Below are 16,072 nucleotides of genomic sequence, written 5' to 3'. Positions count from 1 at the left end.
TTTACATTTGAAACTAGATTTAGTTAGATCTAGTTTTAATATTCGTAAATCGTGGAAACCTAGAAGGAAGAGTTAAATTTGGAGGGAAAAATGTTAATATCTTTAGAATGGTTAAAGGAATATGTAGATATAAATGAAGATGTTAAAGAGCTTGAAAATGCCCTGACTATGATTGGACAAGAGGTTGAGTCAATAGAAGAGCAAGGACAACATCTAGAGAACGTAGTGGTAGGACATGTTGTAGAATATAGTCAGCATCCTGATGCTGATAAATTATCTCTATTAAAGGTAAATATAGGGGAAGAAGCTCTGTTACAAATAATCTGTGGAGCTCCCAATCATAAATTAGGAGATAAAGTAATAGTTGCTAAAATAGGTGCTGTTTTACCTGGAAACTTTAAGATAAAAAAATCTAAAATAAGGGGAGTAGAATCTTGCGGAATGCTTTGTTCAGAAGCAGAATTAGGAATGGGCACAGATGGAGATGGGATTGTTATTCTATCTGAAAATGCACCTATCGGCGAAAGTATAAGAACACACTTAGAGTTAGATGACATAATTTTTGAATTAGAAATAACACCTAACAGACCTGATTGTTTGTCTCATATTGGTATTGCAAGGGAAGTCGCAGCTTATTATGAGAGAAAGGTAAGATATCCTGCATCTGACATCAGAACTCTGACTGGACCGTCTGGGATCGTTGTAGATATCAAGGATGATAAAAGATGTACTAGATACAGCTCTAGAATATTAAAAAATGTAAAGGTGGAAGAGTCTCCAAAATGGCTGAAGAGAAGATTGAAAGCCATCGGACTCAGACCAATAAACAACATTGTGGATGTAACTAACTATATTATGTTTGAATACAATCAGCCGATGCATGCTTTTGATCACTCTAAATTAGAGGGTTCAAAGATAACTATAAGAGAAGCTGAAAAAGGTGAAAAAATTACTACTTTAGATGGTGAAGAGAGAGAATTAAATAACTCTGAATTAGTAATAGCTGATGAGGCAAAGGCTATAGCAATAGCTGGAATCATGGGTGGACAAAACTCAGAGGTAGATGAGAATACTACTGATATATTATTAGAGGTAGCATATTTTACTCCTGAAAATATAAGAAAAACAGCTAAGGAATTAGGATTATCTTCCGATGCTTCGTATAGGTTTGAAAGAGGAATAGACAGAGATAATACTTTAGTTGTATTAGAAAGAGCATCATCTCTGATCCAGTCTATAACTAATTGTGAAGTTGTAGGAGAGTGTATAGATGTATATACAGATCCTTATGTTTCTAGGGAAGTTTCTTTAGATATCAACAAATTAAACAAATTTGTAGGTAAGGAAATAGAGTTAGATACAGTAGGGACGATATTAAACAGCTTAAATGTGCAGATAAAAAACAGAGGAGAAAACAAAATTTCTGTAACTCCTCCATCATATAGAAATGATATAACTAGATCAGCAGATTTATATGAAGAGATCATCAGAATGTATGGATTTGAAAATATTGAAGATAAGATGCCAATAGAAGAGATCAAAGCTGGTGTAGTAGATGAGGAGTTCAAAACTATCGATACTTCTAAAAAACATCTGAGAGATATGGGATTACAAGAAGTTATAAACTATAGCTTTATCCCTAGGGGAATTTTAGGGAAATTAAAGGTAGAGGCAGAGACTATAGATATCAAAAATCCTATCAATGAGGATATGGTAACACTCAGACCTACTTTGATGTATGGATTACTTACCAATATCAAGGATAATTTCAACAGAAATATAAATGATCTAAAGATATTTGAAGTATCAAGAACATTTACTAAAGCAGAAACTTTAGCAGATGAAGTTGTAAAAGTAGGGATTGCTTTAGCTGGTAGAGAGGAAAGAAATCTATGGGAAGCAAAACCTGAAGCCTATGATTTTTATGACTTAAAAGGATATGTAGAAAGTTATCTGACAGATATGGGAATGACTAGATATCAATTGAAAAGAACTGAAAATAAAAGTTATCATCCAGGTAGAGCAGTGGATATTTTGATAGGAAGAGATTATATCGGAACTTTTGGAGAGATCCATCCAGACGTTGCTGAAGTTATGTCTATCTCAAGAGAAAGAGTATATCTAGCAGAGTTAGAACTAGCTAAGATAGTAAAATATGGAAAAACTAAGATAAAATACGAAAAGATAGTAAAATATCCAGCAGTAAACAGAGACTTAGCTATCTTAATGGACAGAGATAAATTAGTTGGAGATATGTTGGAAGATATTAAAAAGTCTTCCAATATCATCGAAAGTGTAAATTTATTTGATATCTATGAGGGTGAAAAAGTAGAAGCAGATAAAAAATCAGTAGCTATTAATATCGTGCTTAGAAAAACAACAGGAACTTTGGAAGAGAACGAAGTAGCTGCAGCAATCGATAAGATCTTAGGACTTATCAAGAAAAAGCATCAAGGTGAAATCAGACAATAGTTTTATAAAAACCCCTCCTAAATTTTTAGGAGGGGTTTTTTATCTAATAATTTAGAAACTTTAATTCTGGTTAATTGGATGCAACATCACGTTGCTTTTATTCGTCTTCTGGATCACCAAAAACTTCATATACTTCAGAAATAACAATGAAAGCTTTTGGGTCGATCCTGTTAATAAACATATGCAAATCGCGAAGCTGTTTATTCTTTAAGATAACCATGATCATCTTTTTTTCAGAATTCTGGATAAGACTCTTAGTCATAATAGTAGTGCTTTCAGTCTGAATAATATTTGCTAGAAGTTCTTGGATTTCCTCATACTTAGAGCTAGTAATATATACCATCTTACTATGGCTTAATCCTTCAAATATCTTATTTAACATCAAATTACAGGTGAATGCAGACAGGATAGCATAGAGCCCCTTTTCGATTCCAAAGACTACTATTCCGCTCCCCATTACGAGCATATCCAACATCAAGATGGCGTAAGCAACAGGCAGCTTGGAATATTTACTGATAACCTGCCCCAAGATATCAGCTCCCCCCATACTCCCGCCAAATCTAAAAACCAAACCTATTCCTGCACCTAAAAGCATCCCTCCAAAGATAGGTGCTAAGAGTAAATTTCCGCCCTTGGTATAGTCGATTACAGAGGTGTAATTTAACAGTTCTTGGAATGTTTGGGTATAAAAGGCTAAACCCACAATTCCAAAAAAAGTTTTGAATCCATATTCTTTTCCAAATACTTTAACGCCTAGGATAAATATAGGGATATTAAAGATCAGAATGGTAAGACCAATGGGAATCCCCATCCCATAAAATAATATAGTGGCAATTCCTGGAACCCCACTACTGACTAATTTTCCGGGGACTAAAAAAATCCCTATTCCAATGGCTGATAGTATCAATCCTAAATTAATAACAAAATAATCAAAAAATAACCCCTTTAAATGTCTTTTCATTTGACTTTCTCCCCCCCCGATATAATAAAGTTTATTAAACTTTAAATTTTATTGATTCAAAAAATCATTCCTTCTAAATCGACAAATTTTAGCATTTTTAAAACAAAAAAGATACAATAAAATTAATTATTTTTTGGTGGATAAAAAAACTATATAAAGTGATAACTTTTATAGTTTTATGGTAAGATTTAAGAGATAAAAAACAGCTAAAATTAAAACATTTTTTGATATAGATATAGTGGATAAAAAATAATATATAGAAAAAATAATTAAAATATTGGAGGGGAAATATGAACTTAAAAGAGATAAAAAACAATGCCCGTGAAAAGATGAAAGGGGTATGTGCTATATGCCGTGAATGTAATGGTGTATGGTGCAGGGGGATGGTCCCGGGAATGGGAGGAGCAGGAAATGGCTCAACAATGCAGAGGAACTATAATAAATTAAATGAGATAAGACTTATGATGAGAACATTACATGGTGCCAAGGATCCAGATGTTAAATTTAATTTTTTAGGAAAGGTACTTTCTAGCCCGGTAATGATAGCCCCTATTACAGGATTAAACTATAATGCTGGAGGAGCTATAGCGGAAGAAGATTATATAGATGATATCGTAAATGGAAGTGTAGAATGTGGAACTATCGCTATGATAGGTGATGGAGGAAATCCTGATTTTTATAGATGGGGAATAGAAGCTATAAAAAAAATGGATGGGAATGGCGTGGCTATCATAAAACCCCGGGGAAATCCTGAGATAATAAAAAGAATAAGGATGGCAGAAGAAGCTGGGGCACTTGCAGTAGGAGTAGATGTAGATGGGGCTGGATTACTGGTTATGAGTACTATGGGACAGCCTGTAGGACCGAAATCAATGGAAGAGCTAAAAGAGCTAGTAGATTCAACTAAGTTACCATTTATATTAAAGGGGATTCTAAGTGTAAAAGAAGCTGAAATAGCCATGGAAGCAGGAGTGGCTGGTATCATAGTGTCTAATCACGGTGGTCGTGTTCTGAACGGGACTATCAGTTCTATAGAGACTCTAACTGAAATATCTGCTGCTATAGGAGATAAAATGGTAGTAATAGCCGATGGTGGAGTAAGGGAAGGAATTGATATAGTGAAGTTTTTAGCCCTTGGAGCTCATTGTGTATTGGTAGGAAGACCTATTATTTGGGGAAGTGTAGGAGGAAGAAGAGAGGGAGTTAAATTAACTCTAGAAACTTTGAAAAATCAACTTTACCAGTCTATGATACTTACAGGCGCAGGTAGTTTAGAAGAAATAAATAAAAATATGATATATAGGGATTAGTTAAAAAATAATAAGAATTTAAAAAAGATGCTGAAATTTTGGCATCTTTTTTTAGGTTAAAAATAAATAATGTCCAAAACTATTGACAAAGTGTCCATGTTAAGGTAGTATTAGTACTAATACTATAAGAATGTACTTTTATAATGGAGTGTAGTGCTAACTAAATGGTATTTGTATATAAATTTATTTTAAGGAGATGAAAGATGAAAAAATTATTTTTATTAGTTACAATGTTTGTAATGTCGGCATTTACATTTTCAGCAGATTACCATATTGGTGTAGTATCTGGAACAGTATCTCAATCAGAAGATGGTCTTAGGGGAGCTCAAGAGTTAATAAATAAGTTTGGAGCAACTGAAGATGGCGGAAGAGTAACTCATCTAACTTATCCGGATAATTTTATGCAGGAGATGGAAACAACAATCTCTCAAATAGTAAGTTTATCAGACGATCCCAAGATGAGAGCAATAGTTGTAACAGAAGCTATTCCTGGAACAGTGGAAGCGTTTAGAAGGGTAAGGGAAAAGAATCCTGATATTCTATTAGTTGCAAACAGTCCCCATGAAGATCCAGAAATGATCGCAGATGTGGCAGACTTAGTATTAAATCCTGATAACGTAGCTAGAGGGTATTTAATTATAAAAGCAGCTCAAGAAATGGGAGCAAAGAAATTTATGCATATATCATTTCCTAGACATATGAGTTATGAACTTTTATCTAGAAGAAGAGATATTATGAAACAAGCAGCAGCAGATTTAGGAATGGAATTCATAACTATGACTGCCCCAGACCCTGTAAGTGATGTCGGTGTAGCAGGTGCTCAACAATTTATCTTAGAAAAAGTACCTTCATGGTTAGCAAGATACGGTAAAGATACTGCATTTTTCGCAACAAATGATGCACAGACTGAACCTTTATTAAAGAGGATAGCAGAAGATGGTGGATACTTCGTAGAAGCAGATTTACCTTCTCCAACAATGGGATATCCTGGAGCTTTAGGAGTTAAGTTTGATAAGAGTGAAAAAGGAAATTGGCCTAAAATATTAAAGAAAGTTGAAAAATCAGTAGTCGCAGCTGGTGGTTCTGGAAGAATGGGAACATGGGCATATTCATATAACTTTGCAGCAGCAGTAGCTTTAGGAACTCATGTTATAGACGTAATAGAAGGAAGATCAGAAATAGATGATACTGATAAAGTTATGGCATCTTTAAGACGAGAAACTCCTGGAGCAGGTTGGAATGGAAGTAAATATATAGATGTTGACGGAATAGAGAGAGAAAACTTTTTCTTAGTATACCAAGATACATATGTATTTGGAAAAGGATATTTAAATATGACAGCGCTTAAAGTTCCTGAAAAATATTTTGAAATCAACTAAAAATTTATAAAGGTAAAAAAAAAGGGGCGAGAGCCCCTTTTTTATCATTAAATCAGAAAAAAAAGGAGGACAAGCGTTGAGTGAACTACTTTTAAAAATAGAGAATTTATCCAAATCGTTTGGTGAAAATTGTGTGTTAAAAAATATAAATATAAGTATAAATAAGGGCGAGATAATAGGCTTAGTAGGGGAAAATGGTGCAGGGAAGTCGACTCTAATGAAGACTATATTTGGAATGCCTGTAATCCGTGAAACAGGTGGATATGGTGGGAGTATAAAGTTTGAAGGAAAGGAGATAGATTTTAAATCTCCATTTGATGCTTTAGAGGCAGGGATAGGGATGGTACATCAGGAGTTTTCCTTAATCCCTGGATTTGAAGCTACTGAAAATATAGTTCTTAATAGGGAATCGACTAAAGATGGATTTTTAGAGGTCTTATTTGGTGATAGGATAAAACAGTTGGATCGTTTGGAGATGGAAGCTAGAGCAGGGATAGCCGTGGGACATCTAGGTGTAAAAATGGATCCAAAAACTATAATAAAAGAGATGCCAGTGGCACATAAACAATTCACAGAGATAGCCCGTGAAATAGAAAGGGAAAACACAAAATTATTGGTACTCGATGAACCTACGGCAGTACTTACAGAATCAGAATCAGAGATCTTATTACAAACAATGAAGAGATTGGCCAATGAGGGGATCTCAATAGTATTCATAACCCATAGATTAAATGAAATAATGCAGGTAAGTGACAAGGTGGTAGTACTCCGGGATGGAATTTTAATAAAGGAGATAGAAACAAAGAAAACTAGCTCCCATGAGATAACAGAATGGATGATTGGTAGAAGCTTCAGTGAATCAGAAACAATAAAAAAAGCAACTGAAAACAAGGACGTTCTGCTAGAGTTAGATAAATTTTGGGTAGATATGCCTGGAGAAACAGTAAAAAAAATGGATCTGAAAGTATATAAAGGTGAGATCTTGGGAATAGGTGGAATGGCAGGGCAGGGAAAATTAGGAATAGCCAATGGAATCATGGGGTTATATACTACAGGTGGAAAAATAACTTTCGAAGGGAAAAGGTTAGAGTTAAATCAACCTAAATTACCCTTAGAAAAAGGTATTTTCCTGGTGTCAGAAGACAGAAAAGGAGTAGGCCTGCTCCTAGATGGAACCGTTGAAGACAATATAGCTTATCCTGCGATCCAAATCAAGAATAAATTTATTAAGAAATATCTCGGTGGTTTAGTGGAATGGGTTGATGAGAAAAGTGTAGAAAAAAATGCATTGGAATACATAAAAAAATTAGAGATTAGGTGCCTGAGTTCTAAGCAGACAGCAGGAGAACTAAGTGGTGGAAATCAGCAGAAAGTCTGCCTAGCCAAGGCATTTACCATGAAACCTGAATTATTAATGGTTTCGGAGCCAACCAGGGGGATAGATGTAGGAGCAAAAAAATTAGTTTTGGAAACTCTGCGTGAATACAATGAAAAATATGGCACTACGATAATAATAACTTCTTCAGAACTTGAGGAACTTCGAGGGATCAGTGATAGGATAGCTATAATAACAGAGGGTAAAGTAGCTGGAATACTGCCTCCAGAAGCAGACATAATTAAATTTGGAGAATTGATGGTAGGGATAGGAGGAACTGATGAACAAAATTAAAAATTATATTGAAACTATGGGGTGGCCAAGGGTAATCATAACATTATTCCTTTTAAGTATGTATATAGCAGCTCCATTTGTAGGTTTAAATTTGGGAACGTCTATAAGTGATACGTTAATAAGATTTGGAATGAACGCTATCTTGGTATTATCTCTTATGCCTATGATATATTCGGGAACAGGGCTTAACTTTGGGCTACCTTTAGGAGTAGAAGCAGGGTTAATAGGAGCAGTAGTCAGTGTAGAGATGGGTCTTACTGGAGTCTTTGGATTTTGGGGAGCTATCATAATGGCAATTCCATTTGCCATTATATTTGGATGGGGGTATTCACAGATACTAAACAGGGTAAAGGGTGGAGAGATGATGATCGCTACCTATGTCGGATTCTCCTCAGTGGCAATTATGTGTATCATGTGGCTTGTACTTCCATTTAAAAGTCAGGATATGATCTGGGCATATGGAGGGTCTGGTCTTCGTACAACGATCAGTATAGAAAATTATTGGCAGGGAGCATTGAATAAGATCTTTCCAATGGCAGACAAGATCCCATTTGGTGAGATGATTTTCTTTGGTTTTTTAGCATTTTTAATGTGGGGATTCTTTAAAACTAAGTCAGGTTTAGCAATGAAAGCTGTAGGAGAAAATCCAAAATTTGCTTTGGCAACAGGAGTAAATATAGACAAGGTAAGAACTAAATCAGTTATAATGTCTACTATGTTAGCTGCCATAGGAATAATAGTATATCAACAAAGTTTTGGGTTCATCCAGCTATATTTAGCGCCATTTTATATGGCATTTCCGGCAATTGCAGCGATCCTTATAGGGGGAGCTTCTGTAAATAAAGCAACTGTAATAAATGTAATGGTAGGAACTTTTTTATTCCAGGGAATACTTACAATGACACCTTCGGTAATAAATAACTTGGTCAAAACAGATATGTCAGAAACTCTGAGGATAATAATTTCAAATGGAATGATCCTCTACGCTTTGACTAGGAAAGGGGGGAAAAAGAATGGAAAATAAAGGTAAAAAGTTTCTTATAAGTAACATAGTACCAATAGTAATATTAATACTGATCGTCATGGCTATTCCATTGGCTGGTCTGTCAGGGGGATATTTGGTTCAAGAGATGATATCTAGATTGTCTAGAAACTCGTTTTTAGTGCTGTCTCTTATTATCCCGGTAGTTGCAGGAATGGGACTAAACTTTGGAATAGTTTTAGGAGCTATGGCTGGGCAACTGGGACTCATATTTATTACCGATTGGAGGATAGCAGGGATGGAAGGGATTGTGTTAGCGGTCTTAATCTCATTACCAATCGCTATTTTACTTGGTATATTGGGCGGGTATATATTAAATAAAGCCAAGGGTAGAGAGATGATAACTTCTATAATCATGGGATTTTTTATAAATGGTGTCTATCAATTAGTAGTTTTATATGGGATGGGAAATATCATTCCTATGACAAATAAAAAAATAATACTCAGTCGTGGATATGGGATTAGAAATGCCATCGATCTAAAGAATATTCGTCAGGTACTGGATCGATCCATGGTTGTAAAAGTGGGACAATTTACAATACCTCTTCTAACAATAATAATAATTATAGCTTTATGTTTCTTTATAGTGTGGTTTAGAAAAACTAAGCTAGGTCAGGATATGAGAGCTATTGGTCAGGATATAGAAATAGCAAAATCAGCAGGAATAGCAGTGGAAAGAACTAGGATCTTATCTATTGTAATATCTACTGTATTGGCTTCTATTGGGCAGATAATATTTTTACAAAATATAGGAACTATGAATACATATAACAGTCATGAACAGATAGGAATGTTCTCTATCGCAGCGATACTAATAGGTGGAGCAACAGCCGCAAGAGCAAGTATACCAAATGCTCTAGGTGGAATAATACTATTTCATTTGATGTTTGTGATATCACCAAGAGCAGGAAAGGCATTAGTAGGATCAGCTCAAATAGGAGAGTTTTTTAGAGTATTTATCTCTTACGGAGTAATAGCCTTGGCTCTGGTGCTACATCAATGGAGAAGGGAACAGGAAAATAAAGCTGAAAGGAAGAAAATGATGGAGATACAGCTTTCTGGAGGTGAGAAATAATGAAAACGATTGCTGCAAGAATAGGAGTTATTCTGGTGATGATCCTTTTGGGAGTATTTTTATTTATAAGTGGTAAGGAACATGCAGTATATATAGAAAATAAAGGAGAAACATATACGCCTAAAAATGCTTACTATATCTTAGATGGAAAAAAAGAAGTTAAGGTAAAGAAAAAGAAGAAAAAAAGAGAATATATAAAAGGCGTTAACCATACTATAGAGGTTAGGTTTAAAGATGCAAGTGGAATAGAAATAAAAATAGTTAAAAAATTTAAAACAGAGATAGGGAAGAAAATAACGATGAATATAGCTATGATAGAAAGTGATTCATGGTTTAAAATGGAAGAGTTAAAAAGCAAAAAAAAATAGTGATTATTCCCGGCTATAAAAATAACTGGGAATTTTTTATTGAAATAAAATCATGAAAAAAAGTTAAAAGAAGAGAAAAATGCAATAATTCTTGCACATTATTATCAAAACGCAGATGTACAGGATATTACTGACTATGCAGGAGGATAGAGATGAACTATGATGTGATAATCTGTGGAAGCGGGATAGCGGGCATCTATACAGCACTTAATATAAGAAAGGATATGATTTGGCTAAAGACATGATCCTAATAACAACTTCCCAACATTATTTCATGGGTGGAATCGCAGTGGACATGGACGGGGAAACTAAGTTAAAAGGCTTATATGCCTGTGGTGAAATTGCATTTACAGGGCTTCATGGGAGAAATAGATTAGCTAGTAACTCCCTTTTAGAGGGATTGGTATTTGGAAATAGGGTAGCGAATGACATAAATAAAGAGCTCTCCTCTTCTGTTCCCCTCCAGATGATAAAGCGAGGAAAAGGTAAATGGATAGAAGTAGAGAAAAATATAGATATAGATATAGATATAGATATAGATATAGATATAGATATAGATATAGAAAATTGGTTATAGATGAGATATTAAAGGTTAGGGAGGATTTAAAGGATGAACTTTCTGTTAATTGATAAGGTGATAAAAGGTGCACTGTTAGAAGATTCTGTAATAGATGATATAACGACGAATTCTATCTTAGGTGTCGAGGCTATATGTGAGGTAGATTTGATAGCTAAGGAAGAGGGAATAATCTGTGGACTGGAGATTTTTAAAAGAACTTTTGATATCCTAGGCGGTGTAGAGGTACAATTTATGACTACTGAAGGATCGGTGGTAAAACCCAAAGAAATTATAGCTAAGATATCTGGAATAGCTAAAAATATACTCAGTGGTGAGAGGGTAGCCCTCAACTTAATACAAAGGATGTCAGGGATAGCCACTAAAATCAATAAGATGGTAAAAATCTTAGATGGAACAGAGATAAAACTTATGGATACCAGGAAAACAACTCCTAATTTGAGATATTTGGAAAAATATTCGGTGAAAATAGGAGGAGGGCACAACCATAGATATAATCTGATGGACATAGCTATGATCAAGGACAATTCATATAATGGCTGCTGGGGGTAGTCTGACTAAAGCCGTGTTAGCTGTGAGAAACAATCATCCATTTGTAAAGAAGATAGAGGTAGAGACTGAGAGTCTAGATCAGGTAAGGGAAGCTATAGAAGTAGGAGCCGATATTATTATTATGTTGGACAATATGGATGTAGAAACTATGGGAAGAACCGTTGAAATAATAGATGGAAAAGCTATAGTTGAGATATCTGGAAATGTAGATGAAGCAAGGATAAGAGAGATTAGAGGGTTGAAAGTAGATTATATCTCTTTAGGAGCTCTTACTCATTCGTATACGTCACTGGATATAAGTATAAAAAATCTAAAGTTGAAATAATTTTTTAGTAGAAGACTGAGTTTTATAATGATTGAAAAAAATTGGGAATTATGGTACTGTTTTTAACAGGTATAAAAATAAGTAATTCCATATAATCTTTGTTCTATTAGGTGCTGTAAGTTATGGGGTCCTTTCGACTTTTGTAAAGTTAGCTTATGCTGAGGGGTTTACATTGGGACCGATTGTATTTTCTCAAGCAGGAATAGGATGTCTAGTTCTGTGGCTCTTGGTTTTTTTAAACAAACTAATAAATAAAGAATATAGGATAAATTTTAATAGAAGTGATTCGATAAAGTTAATACTGGCAGGGATACCAATTGGATTTACCAGTATAATTTATTATAAATCTGTCCAAGAAATTCCAGCTTCAATGGCAATATTACTTCTTTTTCAATTTACATGGATGGGAAATTTAGTGGAATGTGTGATGGAAAAGAGATTGCCTTCGAAGACGCAGGTAATGTCGATTGCATTACTCCTAATAGGAACGGCATTTTCATCTAATGTTTTTGATGGAGGATTAAATAGTTTAACATTTTTAGGTACAATATACGGGCTTCTTGCAGCATGTTCATATACGGCTTTTACCTTTGTCAGTGGAAAAGTTGCAACGAATGTAGATCCAATTCAAAGAAGTGCATTAATGCTAACAGGAGCTTTTATTTTTATAGTGGGTTTATTTCCTCCCACATTTCTTTGGGATCTTAAAATAGTTTTACCACTATTAAAATACGGAGCAACAATAGCATTATTTGGAACGATTATTCCTCCATTATTTTTTTCAATAGGAGTTCCTGTTATTGGGGTAGGTTTAACCTCGATCCTTGTATCAATAGAACTACCAGTAGCCATACTAGCCTCGACGACAATATTACACGAAAGCTCATCAATGGTTCAGTGGATTGGAATTTTAATAATTTTATTTGGAATTATCTTCCCAAGGTATATTCAGAAAAAATTTGAATATAAGGTTGCATAAACTTGTGTTCAAAGTGTAAAAAAATGAGATCTTTCAAAATCTAATTTTGAAAGATCTCATTTTTTTAATTAGCCAAAAATTTTCTTGTCAAAAATCAAGCTGGCTTTGTCTATAAATTCACTTCGATGGACTTTATTTAATGTGATATGAGCAGTTTCTGGAAGTTCTTTCAGCCATTCAATGGATGCATAGAGACCTGATTTGTCTGGGTCTAATCTAGAGACGGTCTGCTGAGCGATATCTCCTATTAAGATCAATTTACTCCCTTCTCCTATCCTTGTAATCATCGACCTCATAGCATGGATATCGAATGATTGAGCTTCATCTATTACAACAATTTTGTTAAGAAAACTTGATCCCAGAATAGAGGAGATATCCAAAACTTCTACTTTATCTTGATCTATCAATCCTTGTAAAATTTCCACCCCTTTACGAGGTTTTTTCCCCCTGATATGCTGGATATTTTCAAAAGTAGTGGTGTAGTTGGCAAAATGTGTCAATAATTTTTCCTCTGTATCTCCAGTGGTAAACCCTTGATAACTCCACTTATCTACAGGTGCTGTATTTTTACCGATCAATATTTTTTCATAACGATTTCTTTCTAATACCTGTTCTAAGGCTCCTGCAACTGCTAAAAGAGTTTTTCCACACCCCTGTCTGGAGGTAATCGTAATAAAGGGAATCTTTGGATCTAGGAGAACATCGATGGCGAATTTTTGTCTTACATCCTTAGGAGAAATACCGTATATTTTGGCATCATCAAATTTTAATTTTATGACCTTGTTTCTTTTTTTATCAAATTTACCAACGATCTGATTATAGGAAAATTCTGTGTAACCGTAAAAAAATTGGTTGGGGTGCATAGATTTAATTTTTAGGTCTTCCAGCGAGATATCTTTTGCTGTATAGAATTTTTTTACCATCTCAGAGGTCACCTCATGGGTAATAACCCCCGTATAAAGATCATCTAATTTATGTTTATTAGAAGCATCCAAGATGAGGCAACTTATTCCTAAAGACGAAGCTTTAACTCTCATACTGACGTCGTTGGTTAAAAGAGTTTTTTCTTTATGTTTTGGCATCATCATAAGGGCTAATATCTTATTGTCTACATAATTTGGATCCAAACCGACAGGAATAAGAGAAAGATCTCCCTGTATTTCGGTTTTTAAAATAACTCTATTATCGACTGTTATTCCCTCTATAAGATTTCCATTTTTTTCGAGTTCCTTAAAGAATCTAAAGAATTGTCTGGCACGGAATCCACTGTTTCCTTCTCGGGATTTAATTTTATCCAATTCTTCTAGCACGTAGATAGGGATGATTATCTCACAATCATTGAAATCCCTCATAAAGAATGGGTTTGCAATTATAACATTAGTATCGACTATATATGAGTTCATGAGTTATACCTCCTAATTTGGTTGATACAAGTATAGTATTTAAAATATCAAATGGCAAGAGAAACGACGGAGAAACTTTGGGTATAAGCACACAAAGGGGAAAGATATATGTATATTTCTCGTATAGAAATTCAAATTTTTATTTGTATTTATAGTGAATAGAAATAAAAATAAAAATAAAAATAAATAAAAAAAACCTTGCAAACAAAAACCACTTATAGTATACTTAATGAGTTCTGAAAAAACGAGAGCTCGCATAGCTCAGCTGGGAGAGCACCTGCCTTACAAGCAGGGGGTCACAGGTTCAAGTCCTGTTGCGAGCACCATTTAAATTTAAAGCGCTAGGGGGGTGTAGCTCAGTTGGTTAGAGTGCCTGCCTGTCACGCAGGATGTCGCGAGTTCGATTCTCGTCACTCCCGCCATATATTAAATTAGAAGTCTCTTGGGAGATTTTTTTATTGCATAAAATTATATGATAAAACTTTTAGAATTAAGGACTGAAGTGTGTATACAGACAGTAATAAAGTTTTGATTATAATATGATAAACTAATATAAAAGAAAATTTAGCAAACTATAACCATGAAACTAGACACTTGAAAAAGAGTGTTAGTTTCGTGGTTATTTTTATTATCTAGGAAATTATAAAACCAAATCTTGATAGAAATTTGTAAAAAAAAGTCAGATTTGAAATTAAAAGGTAAAATTGAAATGGTAAATTGAAAAAACTGCATAAAAAAAAACTTAAGGGCTAAGTTGAGAGAGAATATTCAATTTTAAAAGTCTAGGGATAATATAAATCACCATATTTTTTATGATGAAATGATGTTGATTTTAATTCTGAAAAACAGTTAGGATAAATAAAAGGGTCTCTTCCATAGAATTTAAAAATTCGCTCACGCCATGTTAATAAATTAGTATTTAATAATGACTTCTTTAAAAGTAATTTAAATTTATTTTTTAGATTAATTTTAATATTACGTGCGTGAAATCCATATCTTCTTATTTGCTTTAAATCCTTTGGGATTAACATGAGTAATAAGTCTTCCAATAAATTTAAATAATGAAAGAGTTAGAAATGTTTTTTCTTTGGTAATTACATTGATATACCAAAATGTAACTTTATTATTTTCAAATTTAGTAATTCGATACTCAGCAATGGCAGGTCTCATAAGATAGCGACCAATATATTTAAGAGATTTAGGATAAGTCTTAAGAGATTCACCTTTTAAGTTAATAAAAAAATCTTTTTTATGGCAAAGAGAGATAATTTTTTTAGTCTTTTTGCATTTAGGATATGCTCGAGTAATACTTCGAAGAACTAGGTATTTCCAAGAGTTATTAAAAAAATTAGCAGGATAAAATTAGAATTTTTTCCATGCGAGATTTTCTTTGAATCCACCAAGAGGAAGAATCACGTGAAAGTGTGGATGAAAAGAAGAATCTCTACTAAAAGTATGGATAGCAACAATAAGGCCAGGGAATTTAATATCATTCTTTTAAAACCAATTTTTAAAAAGAGTATTAATAAGGTTAGAAAAAGTAATCAGAAGATCCTTTTTAATAATAGGGTAGTTCCATATTTCTTTAGGTAAGGTAAAAATAACATGACGATGTTTTTGATCAATTAATTGCGAAGAAAGTTTAGAAGCCCATTTTTCAGCGTAAATTTTACCGCAAGAAGAACAAAATTTTGATTTACAAGTAATAGGTCTAAAAATATAATGAGAGCAAGTAGGGGAAGAAAATACGGATTTGGGAAAAGAAAACTCTCTACAATTTTTTGCAGAAAGAAGGGTAGATTTTATGAAATCAAGATAACTTTTGGGGAAGTGCTCGAAATATTTGGAAGAATGTTTGAAGAAAGCTTTTAAATTGTCGTTAGTAAGAATCTCTTTAAGAGTAATAGTAGTCATAATAGTTATTATACCAAAAAACCCCCAAGATGGGGGCAGGGGGTTG

12 protein-coding genes, 2 tRNA genes and 2 pseudogenes are annotated in these 16,072 nt (G+C 33.9%); 13 read left to right on the top strand and 3 right to left on the bottom strand.

The genetic code is table 11. The annotated features are described in order from the left end of the window. The first annotated feature begins 90 nt into the window (after positions 1-90). Positions 91-2,472 (top strand): phenylalanine--tRNA ligase subunit beta, encoded by a 2,382-nt coding sequence (pheT, locus tag V5784_RS09425; RefSeq protein WP_336888777.1) that lies wholly within the window; start codon positions 91-93, stop codon positions 2,470-2,472. Positions 2,473-2,569: 97 nt separating this feature from the next. Here pheT and V5784_RS09420 read toward each other — a convergent pair whose 3' ends face one another. Next, positions 2,570-3,433, bottom strand: a complete 864-nt coding sequence (locus V5784_RS09420) for a YitT family protein (RefSeq protein ID WP_336888776.1) — start codon at positions 3,431-3,433, stop codon at positions 2,570-2,572. A 290-nt stretch (positions 3,434-3,723) separates the two neighbouring features. Here V5784_RS09420 and V5784_RS09415 point away from each other — a divergent pair, with 290 nt between their 5' ends. The 10 genes and pseudogenes from V5784_RS09415 (at position 3,724) to V5784_RS09370 (ending at position 12,709) form a co-directional block, all read left to right on the top strand. Beyond that, positions 3,724-4,743 (top strand): alpha-hydroxy-acid oxidizing protein, encoded by a 1,020-nt coding sequence (locus tag V5784_RS09415; RefSeq protein WP_336888775.1) that lies wholly within the window; start codon positions 3,724-3,726, stop codon positions 4,741-4,743. A 203-nt stretch (positions 4,744-4,946) separates the two neighbouring features. Further along, complete coding sequence (locus V5784_RS09410) at positions 4,947-6,122, top strand: DUF3798 domain-containing protein (protein WP_336888774.1); 1,176 nt, start codon at positions 4,947-4,949, stop codon at positions 6,120-6,122. A gap of 76 nt (positions 6,123-6,198) precedes the next feature. Further along, a complete protein-coding gene (locus tag V5784_RS09405) occupies positions 6,199-7,791 on the top strand; it encodes a sugar ABC transporter ATP-binding protein (protein ID WP_336888773.1) in 1,593 nt (530 codons plus the stop codon). Further along, positions 7,778-8,815, top strand: a complete 1,038-nt coding sequence (locus V5784_RS09400) for an ABC transporter permease (protein WP_336888772.1) — start codon at positions 7,778-7,780, stop codon at positions 8,813-8,815. The genes V5784_RS09405 and V5784_RS09400 overlap by 14 nt, the downstream gene beginning before the upstream one ends. After that, positions 8,805-9,908 carry an ABC transporter permease gene (locus V5784_RS09395; RefSeq protein WP_336888771.1) on the top strand — a complete coding sequence of 368 codons (1,104 nt, stop codon included), beginning with the start codon at positions 8,805-8,807 and terminating at the stop codon, positions 9,906-9,908. The genes V5784_RS09400 and V5784_RS09395 overlap by 11 nt, the downstream gene beginning before the upstream one ends. Further along, complete coding sequence (locus V5784_RS09390; protein WP_336888770.1) at positions 9,908-10,276, top strand: DUF6672 family protein; 369 nt, start codon at positions 9,908-9,910, stop codon at positions 10,274-10,276. The genes V5784_RS09395 and V5784_RS09390 overlap by 1 nt, the downstream gene beginning before the upstream one ends. 69 nt (positions 10,277-10,345) lie before the next feature. Further along, positions 10,346-10,426 (top strand): annotated as a pseudogene (gene nadA / locus V5784_RS09385) (quinolinate synthase NadA); the annotation flags it as partial. A gap of 79 nt (positions 10,427-10,505) precedes the next feature. Next, positions 10,506-10,853 carry an FAD-binding protein gene (locus tag V5784_RS09380; RefSeq protein WP_336888769.1) on the top strand — a complete coding sequence of 116 codons (348 nt, stop codon included), beginning with the start codon at positions 10,506-10,508 and terminating at the stop codon, positions 10,851-10,853. 33 nt (positions 10,854-10,886) lie between these two features. Beyond that, a pseudogene (gene nadC / locus V5784_RS09375) lies at positions 10,887-11,730 on the top strand (carboxylating nicotinate-nucleotide diphosphorylase). Positions 11,731-11,821: 91 nt separating this feature from the next. Then, positions 11,822-12,709, top strand: a complete 888-nt coding sequence (locus V5784_RS09370) for an EamA family transporter (protein ID WP_336888826.1) — start codon at positions 11,822-11,824, stop codon at positions 12,707-12,709. Positions 12,710-12,777: 68 nt separating this feature from the next. Here the strand turns inward: V5784_RS09370 and V5784_RS09365 are convergent, their stop codons facing one another. After that, entirely contained in the window at positions 12,778-14,112 is a 1,335-nt protein-coding gene (locus V5784_RS09365) for a PhoH family protein (RefSeq protein ID WP_336888768.1), read from the bottom strand. Between the two features lie 250 nt (positions 14,113-14,362). Here V5784_RS09365 and V5784_RS09360 point away from each other — a divergent pair. Continuing rightward, positions 14,363-14,438 (top strand) — tRNA-Val (locus V5784_RS09360). 19 nt (positions 14,439-14,457) lie between these two features. Next, positions 14,458-14,534 (top strand) — tRNA-Asp (locus V5784_RS09355). A gap of 1,075 nt (positions 14,535-15,609) precedes the next feature. On the opposite strand, the gene V5784_RS09350 is transcribed toward V5784_RS09355, so the two are convergent. Further along, positions 15,610-16,072, bottom strand: a 463-nt coding sequence (locus V5784_RS09350; protein WP_336888767.1) for a transposase zinc-binding domain-containing protein, incomplete at its 5' end; no start/stop codon positions are given.

This window comes from Psychrilyobacter sp., from assembly GCF_037132775.1.
Lineage (GTDB): Bacteria > Fusobacteriota > Fusobacteriia > Fusobacteriales > Fusobacteriaceae > Psychrilyobacter.
Note: the sequence above shows the minus strand (reverse complement) of the source record. Positions and strands in the feature narration are given on the sequence as shown.

Bases quoted from the DNA above. Each gene is read 5' to 3' on its own strand.
- pheT (WP_336888777.1), top strand. From the start codon at position 91: ATGTTAATATCTTTAGAATGGTTAAAGGAATATGTAGATATAAATGAA.
- V5784_RS09420 (WP_336888776.1), bottom strand. From the start codon at position 3,433: ATGAAAAGACATTTAAAGGGGTTATTTTTTGATTATTTTGTTATTAAT.
- V5784_RS09415 (WP_336888775.1), top strand. From the start codon at position 3,724: ATGAACTTAAAAGAGATAAAAAACAATGCCCGTGAAAAGATGAAAGGG.
- V5784_RS09410 (WP_336888774.1), top strand. From the start codon at position 4,947: ATGAAAAAATTATTTTTATTAGTTACAATGTTTGTAATGTCGGCATTT.
- V5784_RS09400 (WP_336888772.1), top strand. From the start codon at position 7,778: ATGAACAAAATTAAAAATTATATTGAAACTATGGGGTGGCCAAGGGTA.
- V5784_RS09395 (WP_336888771.1), top strand. From the start codon at position 8,805: ATGGAAAATAAAGGTAAAAAGTTTCTTATAAGTAACATAGTACCAATA.
- V5784_RS09390 (WP_336888770.1), top strand. From the start codon at position 9,908: ATGAAAACGATTGCTGCAAGAATAGGAGTTATTCTGGTGATGATCCTT.
- V5784_RS09365 (WP_336888768.1), bottom strand. From the start codon at position 14,112: ATGAACTCATATATAGTCGATACTAATGTTATAATTGCAAACCCATTC.